Below are 22,765 nucleotides of genomic sequence, written 5' to 3'. Positions count from 1 at the left end.
CTGCGGGCTTTTTTGTGCCTTGAATTTGTCCCGCGAAGTCCGAAGAGAACTAATTAAATCCGAACCTTTTAGGCCCATTGATAGGCCCAACGAAAAGAACTATTGTTTTCGTTGGGCCTAAACGCATGGAGACTCCCCATGGCAAGAAAACCAAGCCGTTAACCGATACAGAAATCAAAGCCGCCAAACCTAAAGATGCCGATTACCAGCTATATGATGGTGACGGGCTTACTCTGTTAATCAAGTCCAGCGGCAGTAAGCTCTGGCAGTTCCGTTACCGCAACTGATGCAGACGATGCGAACTACCAGCATTAATCTGTCAACCAGGTGCCTGTTTAATGTGGCAGCTTCTCACTTTGGTGCAATACCCAATAGTGCATTCACAATCGTGATCATTAGCTTAATCATTTGTTGTTTCTCCTGAATATAGTACTGATAAATTTCAGTAGTAATCCAGGATAATCATATCTATTCATATCGTTTCCTTACTTCGTTGTTTAATATACTTCCATGACATAACCATACTGATTTGCCTTTAATGAACTTGTATTCAGCATGTAGATGTACCAAATCCAGTACATCACCATCCAGTTCCCATTGAACGATTTCTTTATATTCAAATGTTGGCTTATTGATGAATGAATACCCCATGAAATAACTACATTCATCCTTGTACCCGCTCTTTCTGAATTCCCTTGCTAGATTTCTATAAGATGAATATTGCCCTTCCCACTGACTGGACTGATTTTATGATCCTCATGATATTTCAATTAGGTATCACCAAAGCAAAGCAGTTCAAGAAAGTGATTGCGGCATTGAAAAAGAATAACTGGAAAGAAGCAATCGTTCAGGTACGTGACTCTAACTGGGACAGACAAACACCAAAGCGTGTTAATGATATGATCAGTACTTTAACCAATGGCTATGTTTTAATACCATGTTGATATTATAACCATTTTAAGGGAAGTTATTATACTTCCCTTGATGCACATTTTAAGAAATTTGCAAGCTATTCATATAAGATACATATTCATTTTACTCAATAGGCAAATTGTGCTGTTTTAGGAAAGTTAGCTTATCCCAGTAGCCTCTTTGAAATAAAATTTTATTGTTTACTATGTGAAAAAAACCGCAACCTCTCAAACCTAATGGGTCACGCCACTCTAAAATTGCCCATTGTCCATCTTCGAAAATATTTTCAACGATACAAACCATGTCCGGGAAAGAAAAATCTTGTTCAAACATTTTCTTTATAGCCTCTTTCCCAATAACGGGCTCATTGGCAACCTGATGGTTTATTGCATTATCATCATATAGTTCTGAAATAATTTCTATATCTGCATTATTAAATGCGTCAACCCATTGGCAAACTATTTCCTTTGGCTTCATGTAATTTTCCTCCAAACCTGTAAACATTCCCTTTGCTGTAACATGGCATCAAAAACTTGTCAAGTTTAACATTAATTTAAAACAGAGCCTAACCAATTAGTGATCGGTAAAGGGAACCCATACGAATTCCCTTTTTTTAAGCTGTCTTGATTTTTTTAACTGAATCGCATAGAGATGACTCATTACAGGAAAAAAAAGGATGTTACCAGCGACCCTGACAAAGCCAAAAACCAGGCAAGTCGCTCTGGAAAGTATTTATCAGGTCCTGTCGCACTTCGTGCCTGCAATCAGAAAAGCGACGCAGGGCAAACCCGTCGACACTACGCTGCCCCTGCAATCACCTACTCCACTGTTCGGTGTATCTTCTTGTACCGATGGTGCCGTAAAATCAACTCAGCCAGGTCATCTTCCACCGCATAAAAATAGGCCTCCGGCACATCGAGCACCGCCGCTATCTTGCGCACCAGCCGAAAATCGGGTGCATGAACTTCGTTCTCATATGAACTTATACGAGCACTTGCCGACTCTTCATCCAGCCCGGCGCGCACGCCGAGCTCTGCTTGTTTCAGGCCTGCATTAATTCTGGCAATTTTTAATCGCTTACCCATCACAGCGTTGACCCAGCCTCTGTTCAGAAACCAGAATTATCGCTCTCCCTGTCGGGTCAATCTTCAAGTTTAACCATACTAATTCAATGGATACTTGAATTTATATGAACTCAGTAACAGTTTTTAAGAACCAGACACCCCATCATGATGCGGCCAAACCGGCATCGTAACGCCGGGGCATTACGCCCCGCGCCGTGCGTGACAGAACGCATTACCGCGCCCCCCGACATGGAGAGTTGTTTATGCCTGTTGAATTACATTTGTCTATCACTCAGACGGCAGCAGGGGGGCATCCGCTGAAAATCGCGCCTGCTACCAGTCTTATACATTTCACCCTCACCGTAAAAACCGGGCCGCCACGCCCCGCGCGCAAAAGCCAATAACGGTTTAAGCGTTTCACCGTTTCATTACGCTCCAAAAATTAACAGGTTCAACGATGCCTGCGGCCCCTCCTTCGCGTCGTCCAGCCTGCCATACATCACACATAAGGGAATTAACGATGGAAATCAGTAAAATGTTTCTCAAAAACGATGATGTTATCACTGACGATAATCTGGCCTGTTCCGGGCTCGATGAGCCGCATGAACGCTATTTTGGTGCAGTCAGTGCGCCAATTATCCAGACCAGCCTGTTTGTACAGAAAAACTACCAGGCCTACTGCGATGATATGCAGCATGAAGCCGAGCGCTATATTTATTCGCGCGGGTTAAATCCGACGGTACAGATGGTGGAGGATAAGCTGGCAAAGCTCGAACGCGGCGAGACCTGCCGCTGCTTTGCTTCGGGAATGGGCGCCATCAGCGCGGTGTTGATGGCGAACCTCAACAGCGCTGATCACATCATTCTGGTCAACAACGTCTACGGTCCGGCTCAGGCATTAGTCCGGCAGATGGCGGAAAAATTCGGCGTGAAATACGATATTGTGCTGGATGGTACGCTGGAGAGTATCGCCCGCAAAATCACCCCCGCCACCCGGATGATTTACACCGAATCGCCCGGCACCATGACGATGAACATTGTCGACCTGAAGGCCATCGCCGCGCTTGCCAGGGCGCATAATATCACCACCGTTATCGATAACACCTGGGCCACGCCACTGTTCCAGAAGCCATTGACGCTCGGCTTCGATATCGTCATTCACTCCTGCACCAAATATCTCGGCGGTCACAGCGATTTAATTGCCGGCGCGGTGATTACCTCCCACGAACGTATGACCGCGATCCGTGACTTCTCCCACCAGTTGCTGGGCGCGGTACTGTCGCCGTTCGCCGCCTGGTTGTTGTTACGTGGACTGCGCACGCTGCCGGTGCGGATGCCTCGCCACCAGGACAATACGCTACAGGTGATTGAGTACCTGAAAACCCGCCCCGAAGTGGAAAATATCCGCCACCCCAGCATGGCAACCCCGGAGCAGCAGTTCATTATCCGCCAGCAGATGTACGGTTTCTCCGGTCTCTTCGCCTTTGAAATTCGCGGCGGGAATTTCGAAACGGTGAAATGGTTTATCGACGCCTGCCGGATGTTTAAGGTCGGCTGTAGCTGGGGTGGGTACGAAAGTTTGATTATCTCCCCCAACCGGGGCTACAACGAGCCAGCGCTCGCTGCCGACAATATCGCCTCTGGCCTGATACGTCTGTCCATAGGCCAGGAAAGCCCGGCACTACTGATTGCCGACCTGGACGCCGCCTTCGCCGCCATCGCGGATATGCCTAAAGGAGAGGAATGATGGATGCCAGGAAAGTACCGTCATTCAGCTCCGCTCTCTGCCTGTTGGCGGTGATATTTTTTATCTTTGCCGCCGGTATCGGCCTGCTGAATTATCCGGTCGAATTCACGTTACTTTGCATCACTATCGTTACCTGTTTCTACGCCCGTTACTACGGCGGAAGCTGGGCAGACGTGATGAAATCGCTGGTCGGGAAAATCAAGGATGCGGTGCCTGCGATCCTGATCTTGTTGTCCATCGGAATGCTGATTGGTTGCTGGATGGTCTCCGGCACCATTCCACTGATGGTTTACTACGGGCTGGCTGCCATCAATCCGGCATACCTGTACCTGACAGCATTTCTGGTTACCGTCTGCATCTCCACGTTTACCGGCACCTCATGGGGGACGGCGGGCACCATCGGCGTGGCGCTAATGGCAGTCGCCTCGGCGATGGATGTATCACTGCCGGTGACCGCTGGAGCGGTGATATCAGGGGCCTATTTCGGTGACAAACTCTCGCCGCTCTCCGACACCACCAACATGGCCGCCATTGCTGCCGGGGCCGACCTGTACCAGAGCATCCGCAATATGCTCTATACCGCGCTGCCGGCTTTTGCGGTTGCCTGCTGCGGATTTTACGCCCTGGGCAGTCACCTTCACGGCGGCACCGGCGAACAGATGGCGGCAATTGCGGTAATGAAATCAGCGTTGTCGCAGTTGTTCTGGCTGAACCCGCTGCTGCTTTGTCCTGCGTTGCTGGTGTTTGTCGGGGCTATCAAAAAATGGGACTCGGTGATTGTGCTGGTTGCCTCGGCGCTGTCCGGCATCGTGCTGGCGGTGCTGTTTCAGGAGATCGCGCTCACCGACATTATCGCTGCCGCCATCAACGGTTTTAAATCGGACATGCTGCCCGGCCTGCACGGGATGGCGCTGGATGAGGCGACGGGGCGCAACATCAACGTACTGCTCAACCGGGGCGGCATGTACTCGATGACCGGTCCGATAGTGGTGATGCTGTGCGCGTTTATGTTCGCCTCGGCACTGGACGTGTCGGGGGCGCTGGCGGTCATTCTCAGAAGCCTGGTGAAAAAGCTTAATACCATCACCCGCACCCTCCTCGCGACCATGCTGACCAGTTCTATCCTGGTAGCCTGCACCGGCAATGCGGTGATCAGCTTCTTTATCGTCAAGAGCATGTATGACCCCTGCTATAAGGAGAAAAACCTCCATATGGTTAACATGTCACGCGCCATGGAGTCCGGAGCCACGCTGCTGGAAGGGCTGTTTCCGTGGACGATATCGGGGATGTTTATGGCGAAAACTCTCGGCGTGGCGACGATAGATTACGCGCCGTATGTGCTGTTTAACCTGTCATGCCTGATGATAGCCATCATATTTGCCATCATTCCTCGCTGGACGAGTTTTGGCACCCGGTATGTGGTGACACCGGTATAACTAACACACGGCCTGTACATCAGGCCGTTGCCATCGACCTCTGACAAAGCAAAAACCTGCCGTCTCACTCGCCCCGTTTTGGTTGACTGCGACAATCCTGTAAACAACGAAACTCAGGTAACGGCAACACTGATTGCGGATTTTACACCACCAGAAGGACGTCATCGGAACAGTGCATACCGGCTAATTCAGGCAGAAACCGTTTATCAAATGCGTTAGCGTTCGTTTGGGCGAAGGTATTCACCTGGGGAGAGAGAGGAATATTCATTTCTGAACGCGCCAGATAGTAAGATAGCATGTGCATAGATTCAGGATATTCATCCTGTATGAATTTTATTAAAAAACGCTGATAATGTGCAAATTCGAAAACCTTGCTGACATTTAATTTAGTTAAGGAATTATAGTAATGCAGATAGACCGTTTTCGTTTTCATACCTAATATAGTAGCGATTAGTTTAAAGCTGAATCCAAGACAGACCAGATACATTATGCTGGCTTGCCTGTCAGTTAACTTTGGCACAGAAAACGCGTAGCGCACGTTATCAGTCTGCACAATCTTTAAAATCGAGATCAAATAGTCGATAACATATTTTGCTGAATAGGTTATATTGCAGGATGGATACCTGGATAGGCAACTTAGGATTTTATGATTACCTTTTAATACGACCACGGGTATATCAGGGTATTGATGGCTCAACAGGTACAGTGTGTTCATATTAGTTTTAGCCACCGCTGGCGTACTGAAGTCTAACAAAACCGTCATTGGTAATTCTTCCTTAAAGAGGTCGTTTAAATCGCCAGCATCAGGGGATACTATCAACCTTTTGCAATCGCCCAACGAACGTAAAGCAAAGTGTAAATAAACATTCTCAGTAAACAAAAAATAACACATTTCAACCTCGATATATGATATGGTCAATTATCCTGATATTGTTACCAAGCAGACAATAAATAATTAAGAAATGACTTGCTCAGCATTACTGGGTTTCCCAATAAATCCATTTTTTTTGTTTGTGTATAAAACATTAACTAAATTTTCCCTGACATAATAACCTTTAGACTCAACCCGCATAATGAAGTCTTCGGTTATGCCTACAGCGTTTAACTTAATTTTTAATGCGTTCATCACCTGCCACAAGCGTTGATTGGATGAACTTAATCCGTGGTTATCCCAGACATTTAACAGAATGTCAGAATTGCTAATGATATTCCCTTTTGCATTTTCCAGTAGGTAGACTAACAGATGAAACATTGTTTCCCTGAGAATGACAGGGGAATAACTGTGGGAACGAATGTTCTTATCCACATTGACCAGCATTCTTTTATTAATGTCAAAATAGACATCTGGTTCAATATAATAGCCAAAAATAGTTTTATCCATATCATCTATCTCTATTAAGTACTGATTAACGCATAGCGATGTATTGACAAGCATATGTCCTTACTTTTTATGCGCATTCTCATTAAAAATAATTAGGTTGGCAAATAAATGAGACATTTATCAAACCATAATGCTAAAACGCTGCCAGAGAACCCAATAACAGATCTTTATGCTATAACCGGCCAATAGTATTTCGATCAGATCGGTTAATAATCCCAAAGAGACTCACCATGAGGTATTTACCATTTAAAAAAACACTCAACCAAAATTGATCTATTTGCCAGTATTTTTAGCATTATCAACTAGTCAGACTCACTTCTTTCATTTTAACCCTATAACTACTAAGACTTTTCATCCTGAGGATAGGCTCTCACAGCGGGCCACCAATCTATTGGCGAGACCTATATTAACGGTCAATTGCCAGGCAAAAAAATGAATTAGATAAAAGTAGAGTTAAAGTAGAGTGTAAGAGAGGTTTGCATTCTGACTGCGGATAAGAACAGTATTAATTTTTCTATACATTTCATTCAGTTAATGTCATAAAGCATCTATAGAAAGGCTTTCACCACATTGACAGCTTCATCTTATTCAAGGAAGGCTATACTATTGATAACAAAATCTAAATTACATTTTTATTTTTTATAAAGTTATAATTTTCATATACATAGAGTCTCTCCATGCCAAACCGGTACATTCTTGACGATCTGATTGAGTTCTACCCAGACAAGTATCAGTTAGTATCCCGCCATAGTTCGAACCTCGCCGTTACCCTCAATGTCCCGGCAAGTCGTTGCCTCCAGCTTTTACTTGAGCGGCGCTACGAGCTGGTTCCTCAAAATGATTTTTACCCTTATGTCTGGGGAGATGAAGGCGCATCAGTTCCCGTGAGCACGCTTTATCAGAACATTTCTTTATTACGAAAGGCGCTTAAGACCTTTTCTGAGGATGGGGATAAGATAATCCAGACGGTTCCCAAAAAAGGGTTCTTACTTGCGAAAGACGTCAACGTTCAGGAGATAGCGTTAACCGACGATGTTGACGATGTAGAACCTGCATTGCCTGAGATCCCCCACTCTACGGCTCAACAAACCAGCACTATCGCGAAAAAAAGCGCCTTTAAGAATCAATCCATCCTCAGGTTTTTCTTTCTGGTAAGCGTCCTGACGTTATCCATTGCCGCTGGACTTCAGTTATTTCTATGGGGTATCCCCACCGTGTTAAGCGACATTTACACGCAGAAAATGAACATATCGGGTTGTTCTGTTCATACCAATTATAAATTTACGGCAACGGAAGTCAGTAAACAAATCATCGATAACAATATTGATTGTAAACAAACCCCCTACGTGTATTTATACACGGCCAGCATGCAATTTAATATTCATTCATCATTGCTGTTGTGCAAACACCCACTGGAAAGTGACTTACCGTTTGACTGTACGACCTACAATATACTGGGAGATGCGGCACAATGAATCAGAAAGTATTTAATGTCGCGATGAGTCTCATCATTGGCCTTCTGGTGATAGTCAATATCTACCTTTATCATCAACACCGGGTTCTGACGCATTTCGAATGCCAGGGATACACCACAGTAAAAAATGAAAACTATATCTTTAGCATGAGAGCATTCCACTCTATTGATGGTAAATCTGGCCAAACGGCTATCGAAGGGGAACTGAAGAAAAGAAACGGTGAGAGTTTGGGCTATGTACAGAAAGTGGCCTCTTATGAAGCTGAACAGCGAGGCTCCAGAGTCTATATCAACAACAACTCAAATGCTGAAATTGGAAATCGTTCAGAACTTGACCCTATACTCAAAGATCTACTCCCTGGTTATTTCTTTTACCACAACTCAAAAAACACCATTACCGTTTATCCGGCAGGTGATGGTGGATATCTGATTGGAAACAATCAGTATATCTATTTGTACTGTGCTAAATAGTCGCACGCTGGTATTGCGAAAACGGATAAAAGCAGCCAGCGCATGACCTGTCGCTCGCATTGTTTATTTATTGTAAAATATCAGTTAAAAGTAATCGTTATATTTTCATCCTTAATTCATAATTAAAAAAATATAAAATGCTGAGTTATCCAGTAACATGATATCTCATGCCACAAAATGGCCCTTTCAGACAAACACGTCAACAGATATGCTTCCCGCCCGACATAACCTACATCAATCCCTGTAAAAAGTGAAAACACAATATTTCATGCTGAGGATAATGAATTTCAGCAACTCATTTGTATAAAAAAATCAATTTCGCTAGCATTCTGGTATTGGAAATCTCAACCTTTCACTTAATTAATATTTAATAAGGGGAAGTTCAATCCATTAAGGATTAAGGTTTTACCAATATCGTTTTAAAAATGACATGGACACTTGTTTATAGAGTTTACGTTTGATGGTCATCATTTGATGAGTGCTCACACGCGCATCAGACGATAATCAAATGCAACATTCTCTATTACAAGGCAAACATGGAATGAATGAAATATAAATCAACATGGAGTTACTATGAATAAATATCTTCTGGCATCCGTTATTGCATTGTGTGTAAGCAGCGGGATTGCCCAGGCTGCTGACGGCACAATTACGTTCAACGGTCTTGTCACCAGTTCGGCATGTACCGCGATTGCGTCCGTCACTGCCGACGCTACGGGGACTCCAGGCACCGCTGTTCTGACGCTGGATAACGTCACTGGATCGACCCTGAACGCCGCAGCCGGGACTTACGCCGGTATAAAGCCATTCTCCATCCAGCTTACCGGATGCGAGGCAACTGCGGCACTGCGTAACGTGCGCACACTGTTCACAACAACCAGCGCAGTCGGAGGGGCTATTGAAAACACCGCACTGGTAACTCCAGCAGCGAACGTGGCTATCGCCATTTTGCAACAAAACGGCACGACGCAAATCGACGTAAACGGCGGCGCGGCAAGTGATCCAGGTGTGGCATTGCCTCCAACAGGTTCACCTCGCTCGCTGACACTGAATTACAACGCAGCCTACAAATCCCTGAGCACTGGAGTGACGTCAGGTAACGTCACTGGCGTTGCCGACTTTGTCATCTCTTACTTCTGATAAGTCAGATAAGGCCTGACCTGGATTATCTAAACCACCACCGCAAAATTTGCCGTGGTGGTTATTACACCTAAGTAACAAAAGAAAACGACTATGCCAGCTTACTATTTCTCTATCCCCGCTTATCGTGTTTTATCTGTGCTGGCAGTTTCGATTTTGTTGTCGTTTTCCTCATGTATCAATGCAGAGGAAAACGACAGTGAATTTGAGAGTGAATTTTTGCGCCAGGATAAAAATGGCGCGACCCCCGATATATTTCTTTATAAAAATACGCTGGCACCCGGGAAAAAAAAGGTTGAGGTGGTCGTGAACGATCGCGTAACGGATATTTACGAGATCAACTTTATCCCTCAGGCGAAAGACAAGCTGGTTGTTCCCTGCCTGAGTCGTCATCTGTTAAACGAATTAGGCGTGAAAACAGAGCTTTATGATGACTGGCAAACGCCAGAAAAAGAGCCGCCATCGGACGGGAGCTGTGAAGATTTAGCGCAGCGCATTCCTGCCGCTACTGTATTTTACGATGATGCACACCAGCAGCTCAGACTGACTCTGCCGCAGGAAGCCGTAAACCGCTCACGCTTTCAAATGATCTCTCCGACGGAGTGGGATGATGGCACCCCGGCATTACGCACCGCTTACAATGGCTATTTTTATAATACCCGCCAGAAAAGCACCAATAACGAAGGGAATGACAGCCGTTCTAATAATAATAATTCTTTTGTCAGTCTGAGTAGTATTGCCAGTGCAGGAGCCTGGAGACTTTATAGTTTTGATACATTTAATAAGAATAGCCGCGAGGGCTGGAAAACTAACCACGACAGACTGTATGCCGAACGCAATATCATCGCATTGCAATCAAAAATCTCTGCCGGGGATATCTATACCTATACGCCCAGCAGTATTATGGGCGTTATTCCGCTGCGGGGTTTCACCCTTGGAACCAATGAAAGAATGCTGCTGGAATCACAGTTCAGCTATGCGCCGGTTATCAGAGGCGTAGCCCGCACTAACGCACGTCTCGTGGTGCGCCAGCGTGGCAATATTATTTACAGTAAAACCCTGACGCCCGGTGCTTTTGCCATTGACGACCTGTATACCGGACAGATCGGTGCCGATCTGGACGTCACGGTTGAAGAAACCGACGGTACAGAGCAGAAATTCACCGTACCGTATACCGCACTGCCAAATATGATCCGCCCCGGCGCCTTTCGTTATAGCCTGTCGATGGGGGAATATCCTGACAGCCAGTCTGATAAGCCATTAATGGCAGCGCTGAGCATTGAGCGTGGATTTGAAGCGCTTACGCTGAATGTCTCAAGCCTCGGGTCAGAGCAGTATCAGTCTCTGGCGATGGGGGCGGCGTGGAATATCGGTAATATCGGCGCGTTTTCGTTAGATCTCGCCCAGGCGCGTTATCGCTATGATTACGCCACCAGCACCCATGATACCAGCACGAAAAACGGTAGCGCGGTTCGTTTGTTATATGCAAAACAGTTTGACCAGACCGATACCGGCCTGCGTATTTTAGGCTATCAATATCGTTCAGAACATTTCCTGTCCTTCTCAGAGTTTACTAGCCGAAATAATCACTCGGGGTATGACGATGACAGTGATTATGAAAGAGGAGATAGCCTGTGGAATAAACGCCGTCGCAGCCGACTTGAGGTCAATATCAACCAGGGTCTGCAAGAACATGGCAGTCTTTATCTTTCGCTGAGTCAGGATCGCTATTATGGCACGTCTGAAAAGAGCACTTCAGCGTCCGCCGGTTATGGTTTTATGCTGGGTTCCGCCAGCGTCAACCTGGCATACACCTACAGCAAAAATGGCAACGGCGACAATGACAACTCGCTCAATCTCGGCGTCAGCATCCCCTTACGCTGGGGCGAACGCGAGAGGAACTATAACTCGGTGAGTTATAACCTGACGCGCAATAGAGATAATCGCTACAGTCAGTCAGTCGGGATTTCCGGCGGACAACAGGACAGCCCCCTGTCTTATAGCATTAATGTGCAACGGGATACCGATAATAACCTCAGCGAATCAGCGTCATTATCCCATAACGCCAGTTTTGCCACCCTGAACTCGTCGGTCAGCCACAGTAATTATGCTGACCAGTTCTCAGCCGGTATTGCCGGTGGTGTGGTGGTGTACCGAGGCGGTCTGCTGCTTGCCCAAAGAATGGGTGACACTATCGGCATTGTGGAAACCGATGATGCGCCTGATATCAGCGTCTCTGGTAATAACAATGTCAGAACCGACCGCTGGGGGCGTGCCGTCGTGACGTATCTCAGCCCTTATCGCTATAACACCGTCAGTTTAGACACCCAAAATGCGCCGAACGTGGAACTTAAGGAATCAACGAAAAAAGTGGTACCGACCGAGGGTGCGGTGGTGCTGCTGCGTTTTGCTACACGCAACGGGCGTCGTGCAATGGTGGTGATTAAGAGTCCGCACACGATTCCGGTTGGCGCAGTGGTCACCGTTGAAGGTCAAGGTGAAGAAGCCGGCATTGTGGGTAATAACGGACTGGCTTATCTGACGGGGCTGGATGCACGCAGAGATGAAAAGCTGATTGTTAACTGGGGGCGTGATAAGCAGTGTCAGTTTACGTTACCAAAATTAAATACCAATAATTCTGAATCGCAGTGGTACCAAAAAATCACGGTGAATTGCCAGTAATAAGCAGGGCGTTGTCAGCACCTGTTCAATGAATTATTCAAGAGAGTAGAATTATGTTGTTAAAGACCATTAAACATTCACTGTTAATCAGCGCTGCATTGAGCTTTTTAATTCCGGTACACAGCTGGAGCGCCGTTCGTCCACAACTGACGCGTATTGTGGCTTATGCCGACGATAAAGAAACGCCAATTGAGATCGTTAATGAAAGCCAGGAACCGTATCTGGTTCAGTCGTGGCTGGAAGATATAAAAGGCAATGATAATAACCTGCCTTTAGTGTTAACGCCGCCCGTGATGAAACTCACCGGAAAACAGGAAGGGAAATTGCGCCTGGTCGTTTTACCGGGTGAAATTCCACAAAACCGGGAGTCGGTATACTGGTTATCAATCCAGGAAATCCCACCGAAAGCCAAAGACAGCGAGAATAACAAACTGGTCCTGGCGATTCGCAGTCGATTAAAAATATTCGTCCGCCCGAAAGGACTGGACAGCGGTAAGGCTGCGGAGGCGGTGAAGTCGCTGACCTGGAGCGTTGAACGCGAGGGCGGTGCGGTCTGGCTGAAAGCAACGAACCCCACTCCTTATTACATTAGCTTCGGTCAACTGTCCCTGAAGGCAGGGGGCGTAAACGAAACCCGACTGGAAGACAAAACCGAAATGCCCGCGCCAATGAGCAGCCAGCGCTATAGCGTACCGAAGGGGTTAATCGGTAAGTCTGCCACCCTCACCTACAGCGCAGTCAATGATTTTGGCGGTGAGACGGGCGTGCTGACGACTGAGGTACGGTTATGACTAAACGAATCTGCAAATATATAATGCCAATATTGGTTCTTAGCGGAATAAGTCAACAGGCAAGCGCTGATATCGTTCCTGCCCAACCTTTCTACTGGAACAATAATACAACGCTGCAAAGAGCGAATTGCAGCGTTTCATTTTCCGGACAACAACCATTATCTCAATCCAGAACCCTGATAGTGGACGATAATATTGCCAATGGTGCAACGCTTTACAGTTGGGATTACGGCGATTTTATTCCAAATATTACTTTCCGCTGCAATAGTGGCGCAGGCGGTCCATATTACCTGGATGGTCAACCATATCAAATATCATCATTCGGCTTCACAAATAGTATTTCTGGTGGATTTGGTTTTCGGTATGGCACATTCAATAGTACAACGCAAACATTCTCTACAACCAATCCAGGCATTGGCATGAAACTTTATGTTAAGCTGGTAAGTTCAGGCAGTACTCCAATTGGATATACTCCCGCTTCGACCGGTTACAGTTCATCTTCTGCATTCAACTATGTGGTAACAACAACTGCTCCTGCATCAACAGGGGTAGAGTATCCCGTCACCTCAGTTCTCGGCGAAAACGCTATTACTACTTTTTTCGAACCAATATATAACGCTGCAAGCAAACAATTTACTTTTAGTGGCAGCGATCATTTTGCAACCTACGCAGTACGAGGGGAATTAATAAAAATCAATGATGTGCAGGCGTCACCTAACTTATCACTTAGCTCAGGATTTGATTTTTTTACAAAATATGGTGTATGGGGTGTGAATTACATTACTACAAATTCTGGAGTACCGACCTCCATCATAGGATCCGGAGGTATCACAGTGATAAAACCTACCTGCCGATTGCGAGGAGCAACTAATTATCAGGTAAACCTGGGAACCTGGACCGATGTGGCAGGCAGAAATACAGGGGTTTTACCTGCTTACGGCGCCATAAAGCCGATCGATCTTAATATTGAATGTTCTGGAAAAGTGAATAACGTGAAATTTAGTTTTCAGGATGCTGGCTCAGACGGATTACTGAACCGAAATATCACCGTGTATGACAGTGGCGGTCAGTTTATTGAAGGGTTAGAAATCGAGATGTCTTATAACGGTAGCCGAATTGATGTCAATACTACCATCGCACCTTATCCTAGTTTTCCTGTCAGTACGGGTAGCAAAGGACAAGTTAAAACAAATACGCAAGATCTCAGCTATAGCAGTCAGGACACGGCGCAGTTTGGTGCGCGGTTTGTCCAGCGCGGTGCCATTAAACGTAATGGTGCCAGCTATACCGGACCGGTGACGGGACAAGTTAATATGACAGTCACCTATGAATAATGTCGTCCAGGCCCCAGTTTCTGGCAATGAGCAAATCGTCAGTTTACCGCTGTATCAACGCGACGGGCTTTCCACGCCCGATTCCGCTTTGGCCCTGGCGGGGATACGACGCATTCTCACTCCCTGATCGTATCCCTATGATACGAATCAGGTTCGCTATTTATTTACATCATAAATAAAAGATAAGTTATCCGAAAACGGACTTTCCAGAGTTTTTGACTTGTATTCAGTGATGCCAGCCGTATTATTAGAAGGATTAAAGGCATTCTATTTTTACCTTTTATTATCAATAAAAGCACAAAACTCTTTATTTACAAATCAACCCATAATAGCAACCCGTCGTTATTTTAAGGATGAAACATGTACGTTCTGGCATTGGTTTTTGCGCTTACCGGCAACAATACAAAAAGCGAAGTCATTGGCGCCTTTACCCATTACTCGGAATGCGAAGCGGCTTCGCAGGCCTATTCATCAAAAACAAAATGCTATTTTCTTGACCCGCAAAAAGGGATGCAGGAGGTGAATGCTTCCGATACACGTCATTCAAATTGAAATATTCCACCTACTCAACGATTACCTTTACTTTAGGTTTTGATAAGATAATTTTTATCAGTTCAGTGAAGTTGACCGGTTTAAAGAAATAGTACCCCTGCTGGAAGGTAATATTGTTGCGGTTCAGGTAGTCAACCTGCTCTTTCGTTTCCACCCCCTCGGCAACAATACTTAACGACAGTTTTCGCGCCAGATCCAGCACACAATCCAGGATCCGGGTTGAATCTTCTTCTGTGTTAACCCGTGCAACAAAGCTTTGATCGATCTTGATATAATCAATGTGCAAATCGTGAAGATATGAAAGCCCCGAATACCCGGTACCAAAATCATCCAGTGCGATAACAAAACCATTTTCATGAAGAACATTAAGCGTTTGTACCAGGTGTTCATCAACATGCAAAGGTTCGCGCTCCGTCACCTCAATGACCAGGTTCAGATCTTTTCGCCTGAAACTTTCCTTGTATTTCAGGCATTCTGCTACAAATGACGGAGAAGAAATATGGGAAGCACTCACGTTAATTCCGACATGAAAACCTTCCGGCAGTTTACTGGCAATCGCGTTCATATTCGCGGCAACCTGGCTCATCAACCCCTGGGTGAGCGGAATAATCAGCCCCGATTTTTCTGCCACCGGGATAAAGGATGCCGGGGAAATATATCCCGCAGTGGGATGTTTCCATCTTGCCAGTACTTCTACCCCTCGCAGCGTTCCTTCTCTGCCATTCACCACCGGCTGGTAAAAAGGAACAATTTCCCCTTTATTTATGGCCCTGCGCAGCGTTTCTTCCGGGGTGGTGCTTCTGTTTAAATACCGTTCGAGAGCATACCCTGCGAGACACGATATCAGCGCAATAAAAACGATAATGCCCATTCCCTGGCTGATGAGTCTGTGCAAACTAAATAGCGAAGGTTGGTTATATCTTACCGCGAAGGGATAATGGCCAGACTTTACGTAGCCAAAATTCCGCTCTGACTCACTTACCTTAACCACATCCCCCGACAATCCCAGCACCACGCTGCCGACCCTAAGCGCGTAGCTCACCCCTTTCAGCGGCGTACGCAATGTGTCACGAATATGTTGATCGCTGATGGTGACTACAATTCGCTTTTCGGCGAGCGGCGTCTGGTACAACAGAACAGGTTGTTTGTTGACGGTATTTTTTGCCGACGCGAGCAACAGTGTGCTGTCGGGAACCTGCGGAAGATGCGTAAGCAACATGCGATTACCCGGTAGCGACGAACACCATATCTCTCCCTGGCGAAAGATAAAGATAGTCCTGAGATGGGGCTGTAACGCCGCCTCCATGCCAAGCAGATACTGACTTTCCTGGTCGCAGCCTTTCAGGGCGACATTGCTGGCCGTACGGGTGGCAAGACTCGCTTCATCAAGAATGACATTGACATCACTCACCACATACCGCGCACCCGCAAGGCTGTCAGCTCTGGCTGAATACCAGAGCTGCGCGTTAAGAATTAAAACGCCAAAAACAAAGAGCAACACGGTAACGATAATGGGGGGAAGAATGTTACGCATTGTCAGCCCCGGACGAGAGATAAGTTATTACAATGCCATTTACCCGCTTAACGTCACGAGTCTAAAAAGCATGGTAGAAAGAACGAGAATTGACCATAGTCGCGACGATATTTATTTCTCACCGCCAGGATAATTCTGCGTGATGCGTTCCCAGCATAACGCATGGAAAAAAAATGATATTTCCTGCTTACAGTTTTTTCCTAAAGCCAGCGCCTCGTTCAGCTGTCATGCTTAATCACGCTAATAACGAATAATGTTAAGCGAGGATATTATGAAAAAGACCATGATCGCATTATCTGCACTTCTGCTGGCTTCACCTGTTTTTGCTGCAACCACACACGCAACGGATAATGATGTGGCTGCCGCGCATGAAAATGCGAATACCGCAAAAGAAAAACTGCACCAGGCACAGAATCAGGGTGAAGAGCAACGACTGAAAGCAAAACATACCGCTGAAGGTAAAAGCGATAGTCTACGCAGTAAAGTCAGTGAAGGTTCGCAGAAAACCTGGAATAAAACCAAAGAAGGCACCGAGAAAGGCTGGAATGCCACGAAAGAAGGGACTGAAAAGGGCTGGAATAAGACCAAAGAAGGCGCCGCCGCCGTTGAGAAAAAAATCAGCGAATAATCCTGACGTTCATCAGGCAAAAAGCCGCGTAAGCGGCTTTTTGCTTGTTACCCATTTACCGGGCTGAACTTACCCGCTGTCGTTCATCCCCGGAGGGGCGATAAAACGCGTTAACGTTGCCCCCCGACCACCGCCTCAACCCGTTCCTGTAGATAGGGAAAGAACGGATTCGAGGTGACACGCATTAACGTATCCAGCCCCACCAGCAGCGTGGCGGTCTCTCCGCGCAGCGCAATCGTACCGATGCTCACCCCATAACGATTCAACGCATCCGGCTTCAACCCGTACAAAGAATCGGTCAGTGGAAACGGCACCGCCACATGCGACAGCGAATACATCTCCTGTGGCCAGGCTTCCCGTAACGGCTGAATCTGCACTTCACGCGTTCCGGCGAGCGTGTCACGCGCCACCACGGCCACGGTTTCCGCCGTGGCGTTGGTCACCACCGTCGTGCGGTAAGCACGCGGTACAGACGGCAACAGCGTCGCCGCGGCGGTATAAGACGCACTACGCAGCAGTGGTCGCAGGTTAGCAGCCTGATTGATATCAAACAGCACCAGTTCGCTGCCGTTTGGCCCCAGATAGCGATACAGCGAATCCACTACCGCCTGGGTGCTGACGGTAGAATCCATCACCGACTGGAAGGTCAGCACCGGAGGAAGATCGTGAAGTCGCGTATTCTGCGCATCCTGTACGATTTGCTGCTGTAACGCTTTGGTCAGCAAATAAGACTGCCGCGCCGCATTAACCGGAAACGAATTGTATTTGAAGGGGTTATATTCTGGCGTGACGTTAAGCCACGCGGCTTTGGCAAAGGCGGGGAACAGCGCCGGCAGTCCCGCCAGCCCGGCAAAACGGGCAAATGACGTGACGCCAATCATCGGCGATAGCAGCACCAGCTGACGCGGGCGTCGCAGCGCGTCGTCGTCCAGACTGTCCAGCGTGTATTTCAGCGCCAGCGCGCCACCGTTAGAGTACCCCACCAGATGCAGCGGCACTTCGGTACCCGCCAGTCGCGTCGCCTCACGAACCGCCAGCCGCGTCGCGGCCAGCCACGCTTCCCAGTCGACCGCCGTTAATGCACCAGGCGCAGTACCGTGTCCGGGCAGGCGCGGCACCACGGCGATGAATCCCTGCCGCTGGTAGATCTGCGCTAAATATTTCAGGCTATAGGGCGAATCGGTCAGGCCGTGCAGCATCACGGCAACGCCGCGCGGTTTACCTTGCGGCATCAGCACGAATGAGCGGTTCCCGTTGGGGGTAAATTGCGCCGGATAAACCCGGCTGCCCGACCAGAAACGGTTGATCGGCGTCTGCTCATCCGCACTCAGCTTATCGCCCACCTGTTTTTGCAGATCGGCAAACAGCATCTCTTCCTGCGCCTGATACTGTGCAAACGTGGCATTGTCCAGCGCCGCCGCGCTCATCTCATTCCCGTGCCAGGTGTGCCAGAGATGAAGGTCCGGTCCGCTCTCTGTCTGATACACCCGCACGCCCAGGAAAACAATCAGTACCACCAGCAGCGTCAGCACCACGTGTTTGACCAGCGCCAACAGGCCGGAACTCACCCACTTCACCCGACGAAAGAGGTTTTTAATCAACATGTTTATCCCAAGCCCCGCTCATCAGACGCACCACAACCCGCGTTAGTGTAGGCTAAGCGGCGGTTTCCTCAACCTTTTCTTCCCTTTTCTCACGGTAATCATCCCGATATCCCTGCACTTAACAATGTTAAATATTTGTTGCTTTTGATCACAAAAAAGAAACAAAAAGTTCATTTTGTGCGCGTTTATTAAAAATGTAGATATTTTTAATTTATGGCTACGAAATGAGCTTCGCCATGTTTCCCTGACCATCTACTGAGAGGATCGATTCTGATGAATGCACTGACTGCCGTTAAACCGAACGCTGAAGATCCAGGCCAGCACGACAGCAGATTTACGCTGAAACCGTCGGCCCAGTCTCCGCGTCTGCTGGAGCTGACCTTTTCTGCCCGAACGACGGAACACTTTCTCCAGCAGGTCGCGCAGTGGCCGGTGCAGGCGCTGGAATATAAGTCGTTCCTGCGCTTCAAAGTGGGCCAGATCCTCGACAGTCTGTGCGACAACCAGTTGCAACCGCTGCTGCTGAAAACGCTGCTCGATCGTGCAGAAGGCGCGTTGTTGATCAACGCGGAAGGCATCGATGACGTGGCGCAGGCTGACGAGATGGTCAAACTGGCAACCGCAGTGGCACATCTGGTTGGGCGCTCCAACTTTGACGCCATGAGTGGTCAGTACTATGCGCGCTTCGTGGTGAAAAATGTCGATAACTCAGACAGCTATCTGCGCCAGCCGCACCGCGTCATGGAGTTGCATAACGACGGTACTTACGTCGAAGAAATCACCGATTATGTGCTGATGATGAAGATCGACGAGCAGAACATGACCGGCGGCAACTCGCTGCTGCTGCATCTCGACGACTGGGAGCATCTCGACAAGTACTTCAGCCATCCCCTGGCTCGTCGTCCAATGCGCTTCGCCGCGCCGCCCAGCAAGAACGTCAGCCATGATGTGTTCCACCCGGTGTTTGACGTAGACCAACAGGGCCGCCCGGTCATGCGCTACATCGACCAGTTCGTGCAACCAAAAGATTTTGAGGAAGGCGTCTGGCTGAGCGACCTGTCCGATGCGCTGGAAACCAGCAAAAGCATCCTGTCCGTTCCGGTATCGGTGGGCAAATTCCTGCTGATTAACAACCTGTTCTGGCTGCACGGTCGCGATCGCTTTACCTCGCACCCGGACCTGCGCCGCGAACTGATGCGCCAGCGCGGCTACTTCGCTTATTCCACCCACCACTACCAGACTCACCAGTAAGCGTGAAGGAACAAGCGGATGTATGATTTTGTGATTATTGGCGGCGGCATTATTGGCATGTCGACCGCCATGCAGTTAATTGACGTTTATCCGGATGCCCGGGTAGCGCTGCTGGAAAAAGAGTCCGGCCCGGCCTGTCACCAGACGGGCCACAACAGCGGCGTGATCCACGCCGGGGTCTATTACACCCCCGGCAGTCTGAAGGCGCAGTTTTGTCTCGCCGGCAACCGTGCAACCAAAGCCTTTTGCGATCAAAACGGCATCCGCTACGACACCTGCGGCAAGATGCTGGTCGCCACCTCTGAGCAGGAAATGGGCCGGATGCGCGCCCTGTGGGATCGCACCGCGGCCAACGGCCTGGAGCGCGAGTGGCTGAATGCGCAGGAACTGCGCGAGCGCGAACCAAACATTACCGGACTCGGCGGCATTTTTGTGCCGTCCAGCGGGATTGTCAGCTACCGCGACGTGACGGAAGCAATGGCGAAAATCTTCCAGGCCAGAGGCGGCGAGATTATCTACAACGCCAACGTCAGCGCCCTGAAAGAACACGCCTCGGGCGTGGTGGTGCATACCCGCCAAGGGCAGGAATTTAGTGGCGCAACGCTGATTACCTGCTCCGGGCTGATGGCCGACCGGCTGGTGAAAATGCTCGGCATCGAACCGGGTTTTATCATCTGCCCGTTCCGTGGCGAATACTTCCGTCTGGCCGCAGAACACAACCAGATAGTCAACCATCTGATCTACCCGATCCCCGATCCGGCAATGCCGTTTCTTGGCGTTCATCTTACCCGCATGATCGATGGCAGCGTCACGGTCGGGCCGAACGCCGTACTGGCGTTTAAGCGCGAAGGTTATCGCAAGCAGGACTTTTCGCTCAGCGACACGCTGGAGATCCTCGGTTCTGCCGGCATTCGTCGGGTTCTGCAAAACAACCTGTGCGCAGGCCTTAGCGAAATGAAAAACTCGCTGTGCAAAAGTGGCTATCTGCGGCTGGTGCAAAAGTACTGCCCGAGCCTGACGCTAAGCGATCTGCAACCGTGGCCCGCAGGCGTCCGCGCGCAGGCGGTCTCGCCGGACGGCAAGCTGATCGATGATTTTTTGTTTGTCACCACCCCGCGATCGATCCACACCTGCAATGCCCCCTCCCCGGCGGCGACGTCGGCGATCCCCATCGGCGCACACATCGTCAGCCAGGTACAGACGCTGCTGGCAAGCCAGAGCAATCCCGGACGCACGCTGCGTGCGGCACGTAGCGTGGACACCTTACACGCCGCCTTCACCCGTTCACCTTTTTAAGACAGGAAGCCATCATGCAACTTAACGATCCGACGTTGTTCCGTCAGCAGGCCTTGATCGACGGCCAGTGGCGCGATGCCGATAGCGGCGACGTCATTACGGTAACCAACCCGGCCAACGGCGAGACGCTGGGCAGCGTACCGAAAATGGGCAGCGCGGAGACCCGCAAAGCCATTGAGGCCGCTAACCGCGCGCTACCCGCCTGGCGCGACATCACCGCCAAAGAACGGGCAAACATTCTGCGCCGCTGGTTCAATCTGATGATGGAACATCAGGACGATCTTGCCCGCCTGATGACCCTTGAACAGGGTAAGCCACTGGCGGAAGCCAAAGGGGAAATCACCTATGCCGCCTCTTTTATTGAGTGGTTTGCCGAAGAGGGCAAACGTATTTATGGCGACACCATTCCCGGACACCAGGCCGACAAACGCCTGATCGTCATTAAGCAACCCATTGGCGTTACTGCCGCCATTACGCCGTGGAACTTTCCTTCGGCGATGATCACCCGCAAAGCGGGTCCGGCACTGGCGGCAGGCTGCACGATGGTGCTTAAACCCGCCAGCCAGACGCCGTTCTCCGCGCTGGCGCTGGCGGAACTGGCAAATCGCGCCGGGATCCCGGCGGGCGTATTCAGCGTCGTCACCGGTTCGGCGGGCGCAGTTGGCAACGAACTGACCGGCAACCCACTGGTGCGCAAACTGTCGTTCACCGGCTCGACGGAGATTGGCCGCCAGTTGATGGAACAGTGCGCCAAAGACATCAAAAAGGTCTCCCTGGAGCTGGGGGGTAACGCGCCGTTTATCGTCTTTGACGATGCTGACCTGGATAAAGCAGTAGAAGGCGCGCTGGCTTCAAAGTTTCGCAACGCCGGGCAGACCTGCGTCTGCGCCAACCGTCTGTATGTGCAGGACGGCGTTTACGAGCGCTTCGCTGAGAAACTGCAACAGGCAGTGAACAAACTGCGCCTCGGCGACGGTCTGGCTCCTGAGGTGACCACCGGCCCGCTGATTGATGAGAAAGCAGTCGCCAAAGTGCAGGAGCACATCGCCGACGCGCTGGAAAAAGGTGCCCGGGTGATTAGCGGTGGGAAGCCACACGCGCTGGGCGGCAATTTCTTCCAGCCAACCATCCTGGTGGACGTACCTGACAACGCGAAGGTCGCCAAAGAAGAGACCTTCGGCCCGCTGGCGCCACTGTTTCGCTTTAGTGATGAAGCCGACGTCATCAGGCAGGCCAACGACACCGAATTTGGTCTGGCAGCCTATTTCTATGCCCGTGATTTAAGCCGCGTCTTTCGCGTTGGCGAGGCGCTGGAGTACGGCATCGTCGGCATTAACACCGGCATTATCTCGAACGAAGTCGCGCCGTTTGGCGGGATCAAAGCCTCCGGTCTTGGCCGCGAAGGTTCCAAATACGGCATCGAAGATTACTTAGAAATCAAATATCTGTGCATCGGCCTTTAATAAAA

Annotated in this window: 21 protein-coding genes and 1 pseudogene; 16 read left to right on the top strand and 6 right to left on the bottom strand. The window is 49.0% G+C overall.

Annotated elements, in window-relative coordinates; translation table 11 throughout:
- Nucleotides 1-125 precede the first annotated feature (125 nt).
- Together GBC03_10375 and GBC03_10370 are read left to right on the top strand one after the other, a co-directional pair.
- Nucleotides 126-281: pseudogene (locus tag GBC03_10375) on the top strand (DUF4102 domain-containing protein).
- Nucleotides 282-713: 432 nt separating this feature from the next.
- Nucleotides 714-944: a hypothetical protein gene (locus tag GBC03_10370; GenBank protein QFS70587.1), complete on the top strand. Its 231-nt coding sequence runs from the start codon at nucleotides 714-716 to the stop codon at nucleotides 942-944.
- Nucleotides 945-1,035: 91 nt separating this feature from the next.
- Here GBC03_10370 and GBC03_10365 read toward each other — a convergent pair whose 3' ends face one another.
- Nucleotides 1,036-1,389, bottom strand: a complete 354-nt coding sequence (locus GBC03_10365) for a steroid delta-isomerase (GenBank protein ID QFS70586.1) — start codon at nucleotides 1,387-1,389, stop codon at nucleotides 1,036-1,038.
- Nucleotides 1,390-1,730: 341 nt separating this feature from the next.
- Nucleotides 1,731-1,997, bottom strand: a complete 267-nt coding sequence (locus GBC03_10360) for a helix-turn-helix domain-containing protein (GenBank protein ID QFS70585.1) — start codon at nucleotides 1,995-1,997, stop codon at nucleotides 1,731-1,733.
- A gap of 499 nt (nucleotides 1,998-2,496) precedes the next feature.
- On the opposite strand from GBC03_10360, the gene GBC03_10355 reads away from it, so the two are divergent.
- Both GBC03_10355 and nhaC read left to right on the top strand, forming a co-directional pair.
- The gene (locus GBC03_10355) at nucleotides 2,497-3,723 is read left to right on the top strand and encodes a PLP-dependent transferase (protein ID QFS70584.1); all 1,227 of its coding nucleotides are present in this window, start codon (nucleotides 2,497-2,499) and stop codon (nucleotides 3,721-3,723) included.
- The gene (gene nhaC / locus GBC03_10350; GenBank protein ID QFS70583.1) at nucleotides 3,720-5,159 is read left to right on the top strand and encodes a Na+/H+ antiporter NhaC; all 1,440 of its coding nucleotides are present in this window, start codon (nucleotides 3,720-3,722) and stop codon (nucleotides 5,157-5,159) included. Before GBC03_10355 ends, nhaC begins: the two co-directional genes overlap by 4 nt.
- A 142-nt stretch (nucleotides 5,160-5,301) precedes the next feature.
- On the opposite strand, the gene GBC03_10345 is transcribed toward nhaC, so the two are convergent.
- Together GBC03_10345 and GBC03_10340 are read right to left on the bottom strand one after the other, a co-directional pair.
- Nucleotides 5,302-6,078, bottom strand: coding sequence for a hypothetical protein (locus GBC03_10345; protein QFS70582.1), 777 nt, complete (start codon nucleotides 6,076-6,078; stop codon nucleotides 5,302-5,304).
- A 36-nt stretch (nucleotides 6,079-6,114) separates the two neighbouring features.
- Nucleotides 6,115-6,549, bottom strand: a complete 435-nt coding sequence (locus GBC03_10340) for a hypothetical protein (GenBank protein ID QFS73966.1) — start codon at nucleotides 6,547-6,549, stop codon at nucleotides 6,115-6,117.
- Nucleotides 6,550-7,217: 668 nt separating this feature from the next.
- On the opposite strand from GBC03_10340, the gene GBC03_10335 reads away from it, so the two are divergent.
- The 8 genes from GBC03_10335 (at nucleotide 7,218) to GBC03_10300 (ending at nucleotide 14,984) form a co-directional block, all read left to right on the top strand.
- A complete protein-coding gene (locus GBC03_10335) occupies nucleotides 7,218-8,015 on the top strand; it encodes a hypothetical protein (GenBank protein ID QFS70581.1) in 798 nt (265 codons plus the stop codon).
- On the top strand, nucleotides 8,012-8,485 hold the full coding sequence (locus tag GBC03_10330; GenBank protein QFS70580.1) for a hypothetical protein: 474 nt from the start codon (nucleotides 8,012-8,014) through the stop codon (nucleotides 8,483-8,485). The genes GBC03_10335 and GBC03_10330 overlap by 4 nt, the downstream gene beginning before the upstream one ends.
- 573 nt (nucleotides 8,486-9,058) lie before the next feature.
- The gene (locus GBC03_10325; GenBank protein QFS70579.1) at nucleotides 9,059-9,625 is read left to right on the top strand and encodes a fimbrial protein; all 567 of its coding nucleotides are present in this window, start codon (nucleotides 9,059-9,061) and stop codon (nucleotides 9,623-9,625) included.
- Between the two features lie 93 nt (nucleotides 9,626-9,718).
- Entirely contained in the window at nucleotides 9,719-12,307 is a 2,589-nt protein-coding gene (locus GBC03_10320; GenBank protein ID QFS70578.1) for a fimbria/pilus outer membrane usher protein, read from the top strand.
- A 53-nt stretch (nucleotides 12,308-12,360) separates the two neighbouring features.
- Nucleotides 12,361-13,098: a fimbria/pilus periplasmic chaperone gene (locus GBC03_10315; GenBank protein ID QFS70577.1), complete on the top strand. Its 738-nt coding sequence runs from the start codon at nucleotides 12,361-12,363 to the stop codon at nucleotides 13,096-13,098.
- On the top strand, nucleotides 13,095-14,432 hold the full coding sequence (locus GBC03_10310) for a hypothetical protein (protein QFS70576.1): 1,338 nt from the start codon (nucleotides 13,095-13,097) through the stop codon (nucleotides 14,430-14,432). Before GBC03_10315 ends, GBC03_10310 begins: the two co-directional genes overlap by 4 nt.
- The gene (locus GBC03_10305; GenBank protein ID QFS70575.1) at nucleotides 14,432-14,611 is read left to right on the top strand and encodes an AlpA family phage regulatory protein; all 180 of its coding nucleotides are present in this window, start codon (nucleotides 14,432-14,434) and stop codon (nucleotides 14,609-14,611) included. The genes GBC03_10310 and GBC03_10305 overlap by 1 nt, the downstream gene beginning before the upstream one ends.
- A gap of 181 nt (nucleotides 14,612-14,792) precedes the next feature.
- On the top strand, nucleotides 14,793-14,984 hold the full coding sequence (locus GBC03_10300; protein ID QFS70574.1) for a hypothetical protein: 192 nt from the start codon (nucleotides 14,793-14,795) through the stop codon (nucleotides 14,982-14,984).
- 10 nt (nucleotides 14,985-14,994) lie between these two features.
- Here GBC03_10300 and GBC03_10295 read toward each other — a convergent pair whose 3' ends face one another.
- Nucleotides 14,995-16,518 (bottom strand): EAL domain-containing protein, encoded by a 1,524-nt coding sequence (locus tag GBC03_10295; GenBank protein QFS70573.1) that lies wholly within the window; start codon nucleotides 16,516-16,518, stop codon nucleotides 14,995-14,997.
- 271 nt (nucleotides 16,519-16,789) lie between these two features.
- Here GBC03_10295 and GBC03_10290 point away from each other — a divergent pair, with 271 nt between their 5' ends.
- Nucleotides 16,790-17,146 carry a hypothetical protein gene (locus GBC03_10290; protein ID QFS70572.1) on the top strand — a complete coding sequence of 119 codons (357 nt, stop codon included), beginning with the start codon at nucleotides 16,790-16,792 and terminating at the stop codon, nucleotides 17,144-17,146.
- 110 nt (nucleotides 17,147-17,256) lie between these two features.
- Here the strand turns inward: GBC03_10290 and GBC03_10285 are convergent, their stop codons facing one another.
- Nucleotides 17,257-18,750 carry an alpha/beta fold hydrolase gene (locus tag GBC03_10285; protein QFS70571.1) on the bottom strand — a complete coding sequence of 498 codons (1,494 nt, stop codon included), beginning with the start codon at nucleotides 18,748-18,750 and terminating at the stop codon, nucleotides 17,257-17,259.
- A gap of 273 nt (nucleotides 18,751-19,023) precedes the next feature.
- On the opposite strand from GBC03_10285, the gene csiD reads away from it, so the two are divergent.
- Genes csiD through gabD form a run of 3 tightly spaced genes read left to right on the top strand, consistent with a single transcriptional unit; the run spans nucleotide 19,024 to nucleotide 22,760 of the window.
- Nucleotides 19,024-20,001 carry a carbon starvation induced protein CsiD gene (gene csiD, locus GBC03_10280; GenBank protein QFS70570.1) on the top strand — a complete coding sequence of 326 codons (978 nt, stop codon included), beginning with the start codon at nucleotides 19,024-19,026 and terminating at the stop codon, nucleotides 19,999-20,001.
- 18 nt (nucleotides 20,002-20,019) lie between these two features.
- A complete protein-coding gene (gene lhgO / locus GBC03_10275) occupies nucleotides 20,020-21,297 on the top strand; it encodes an L-2-hydroxyglutarate oxidase (protein ID QFS70569.1) in 1,278 nt (425 codons plus the stop codon).
- A 14-nt stretch (nucleotides 21,298-21,311) separates the two neighbouring features.
- Nucleotides 21,312-22,760: an NADP-dependent succinate-semialdehyde dehydrogenase gene (gabD, locus tag GBC03_10270; GenBank protein QFS70568.1), complete on the top strand. Its 1,449-nt coding sequence runs from the start codon at nucleotides 21,312-21,314 to the stop codon at nucleotides 22,758-22,760.
- The last annotated feature ends 5 nt before the right edge of the window (nucleotides 22,761-22,765 follow it).

It is taken from the genome of Citrobacter telavivensis (assembly GCA_009363175.1).
Classification (GTDB): Bacteria; Pseudomonadota; Gammaproteobacteria; order Enterobacterales; family Enterobacteriaceae; genus Citrobacter_A; species Citrobacter_A telavivensis.
This window is presented reverse-complemented; position numbering and strand designations above follow the sequence as displayed.

What these genes read in the sequence shown, in the direction of transcription:
- GBC03_10300 (QFS70574.1), top strand. Translation starts at nt 14,793, where the DNA reads ATGTACGTTCTGGCATTGGTTTTTGCGCTTACCGGCAACAATACAAAA.
- GBC03_10305 (QFS70575.1), top strand. Translation starts at nt 14,432, where the DNA reads ATGTCGTCCAGGCCCCAGTTTCTGGCAATGAGCAAATCGTCAGTTTAC.
- GBC03_10310 (QFS70576.1), top strand. Translation starts at nt 13,095, where the DNA reads ATGACTAAACGAATCTGCAAATATATAATGCCAATATTGGTTCTTAGC.
- lhgO (QFS70569.1), top strand. Translation starts at nt 20,020, where the DNA reads ATGTATGATTTTGTGATTATTGGCGGCGGCATTATTGGCATGTCGACC.
- GBC03_10365 (QFS70586.1), bottom strand. Translation starts at nt 1,389, where the DNA reads ATGAAGCCAAAGGAAATAGTTTGCCAATGGGTTGACGCATTTAATAAT.
- csiD (QFS70570.1), top strand. Translation starts at nt 19,024, where the DNA reads ATGAATGCACTGACTGCCGTTAAACCGAACGCTGAAGATCCAGGCCAG.
- GBC03_10285 (QFS70571.1), bottom strand. Translation starts at nt 18,750, where the DNA reads ATGTTGATTAAAAACCTCTTTCGTCGGGTGAAGTGGGTGAGTTCCGGC.
- GBC03_10370 (QFS70587.1), top strand. Translation starts at nt 714, where the DNA reads ATGAATATTGCCCTTCCCACTGACTGGACTGATTTTATGATCCTCATG.
- GBC03_10355 (QFS70584.1), top strand. Translation starts at nt 2,497, where the DNA reads ATGGAAATCAGTAAAATGTTTCTCAAAAACGATGATGTTATCACTGAC.
- GBC03_10360 (QFS70585.1), bottom strand. Translation starts at nt 1,997, where the DNA reads ATGGGTAAGCGATTAAAAATTGCCAGAATTAATGCAGGCCTGAAACAA.
- GBC03_10335 (QFS70581.1), top strand. Translation starts at nt 7,218, where the DNA reads ATGCCAAACCGGTACATTCTTGACGATCTGATTGAGTTCTACCCAGAC.
- GBC03_10295 (QFS70573.1), bottom strand. Translation starts at nt 16,518, where the DNA reads ATGCGTAACATTCTTCCCCCCATTATCGTTACCGTGTTGCTCTTTGTT.
- GBC03_10325 (QFS70579.1), top strand. Translation starts at nt 9,059, where the DNA reads ATGAATAAATATCTTCTGGCATCCGTTATTGCATTGTGTGTAAGCAGC.
- nhaC (QFS70583.1), top strand. Translation starts at nt 3,720, where the DNA reads ATGATGGATGCCAGGAAAGTACCGTCATTCAGCTCCGCTCTCTGCCTG.
- GBC03_10315 (QFS70577.1), top strand. Translation starts at nt 12,361, where the DNA reads ATGTTGTTAAAGACCATTAAACATTCACTGTTAATCAGCGCTGCATTG.
- GBC03_10330 (QFS70580.1), top strand. Translation starts at nt 8,012, where the DNA reads ATGAATCAGAAAGTATTTAATGTCGCGATGAGTCTCATCATTGGCCTT.
- GBC03_10320 (QFS70578.1), top strand. Translation starts at nt 9,719, where the DNA reads ATGCCAGCTTACTATTTCTCTATCCCCGCTTATCGTGTTTTATCTGTG.
- gabD (QFS70568.1), top strand. Translation starts at nt 21,312, where the DNA reads ATGCAACTTAACGATCCGACGTTGTTCCGTCAGCAGGCCTTGATCGAC.
- GBC03_10290 (QFS70572.1), top strand. Translation starts at nt 16,790, where the DNA reads ATGAAAAAGACCATGATCGCATTATCTGCACTTCTGCTGGCTTCACCT.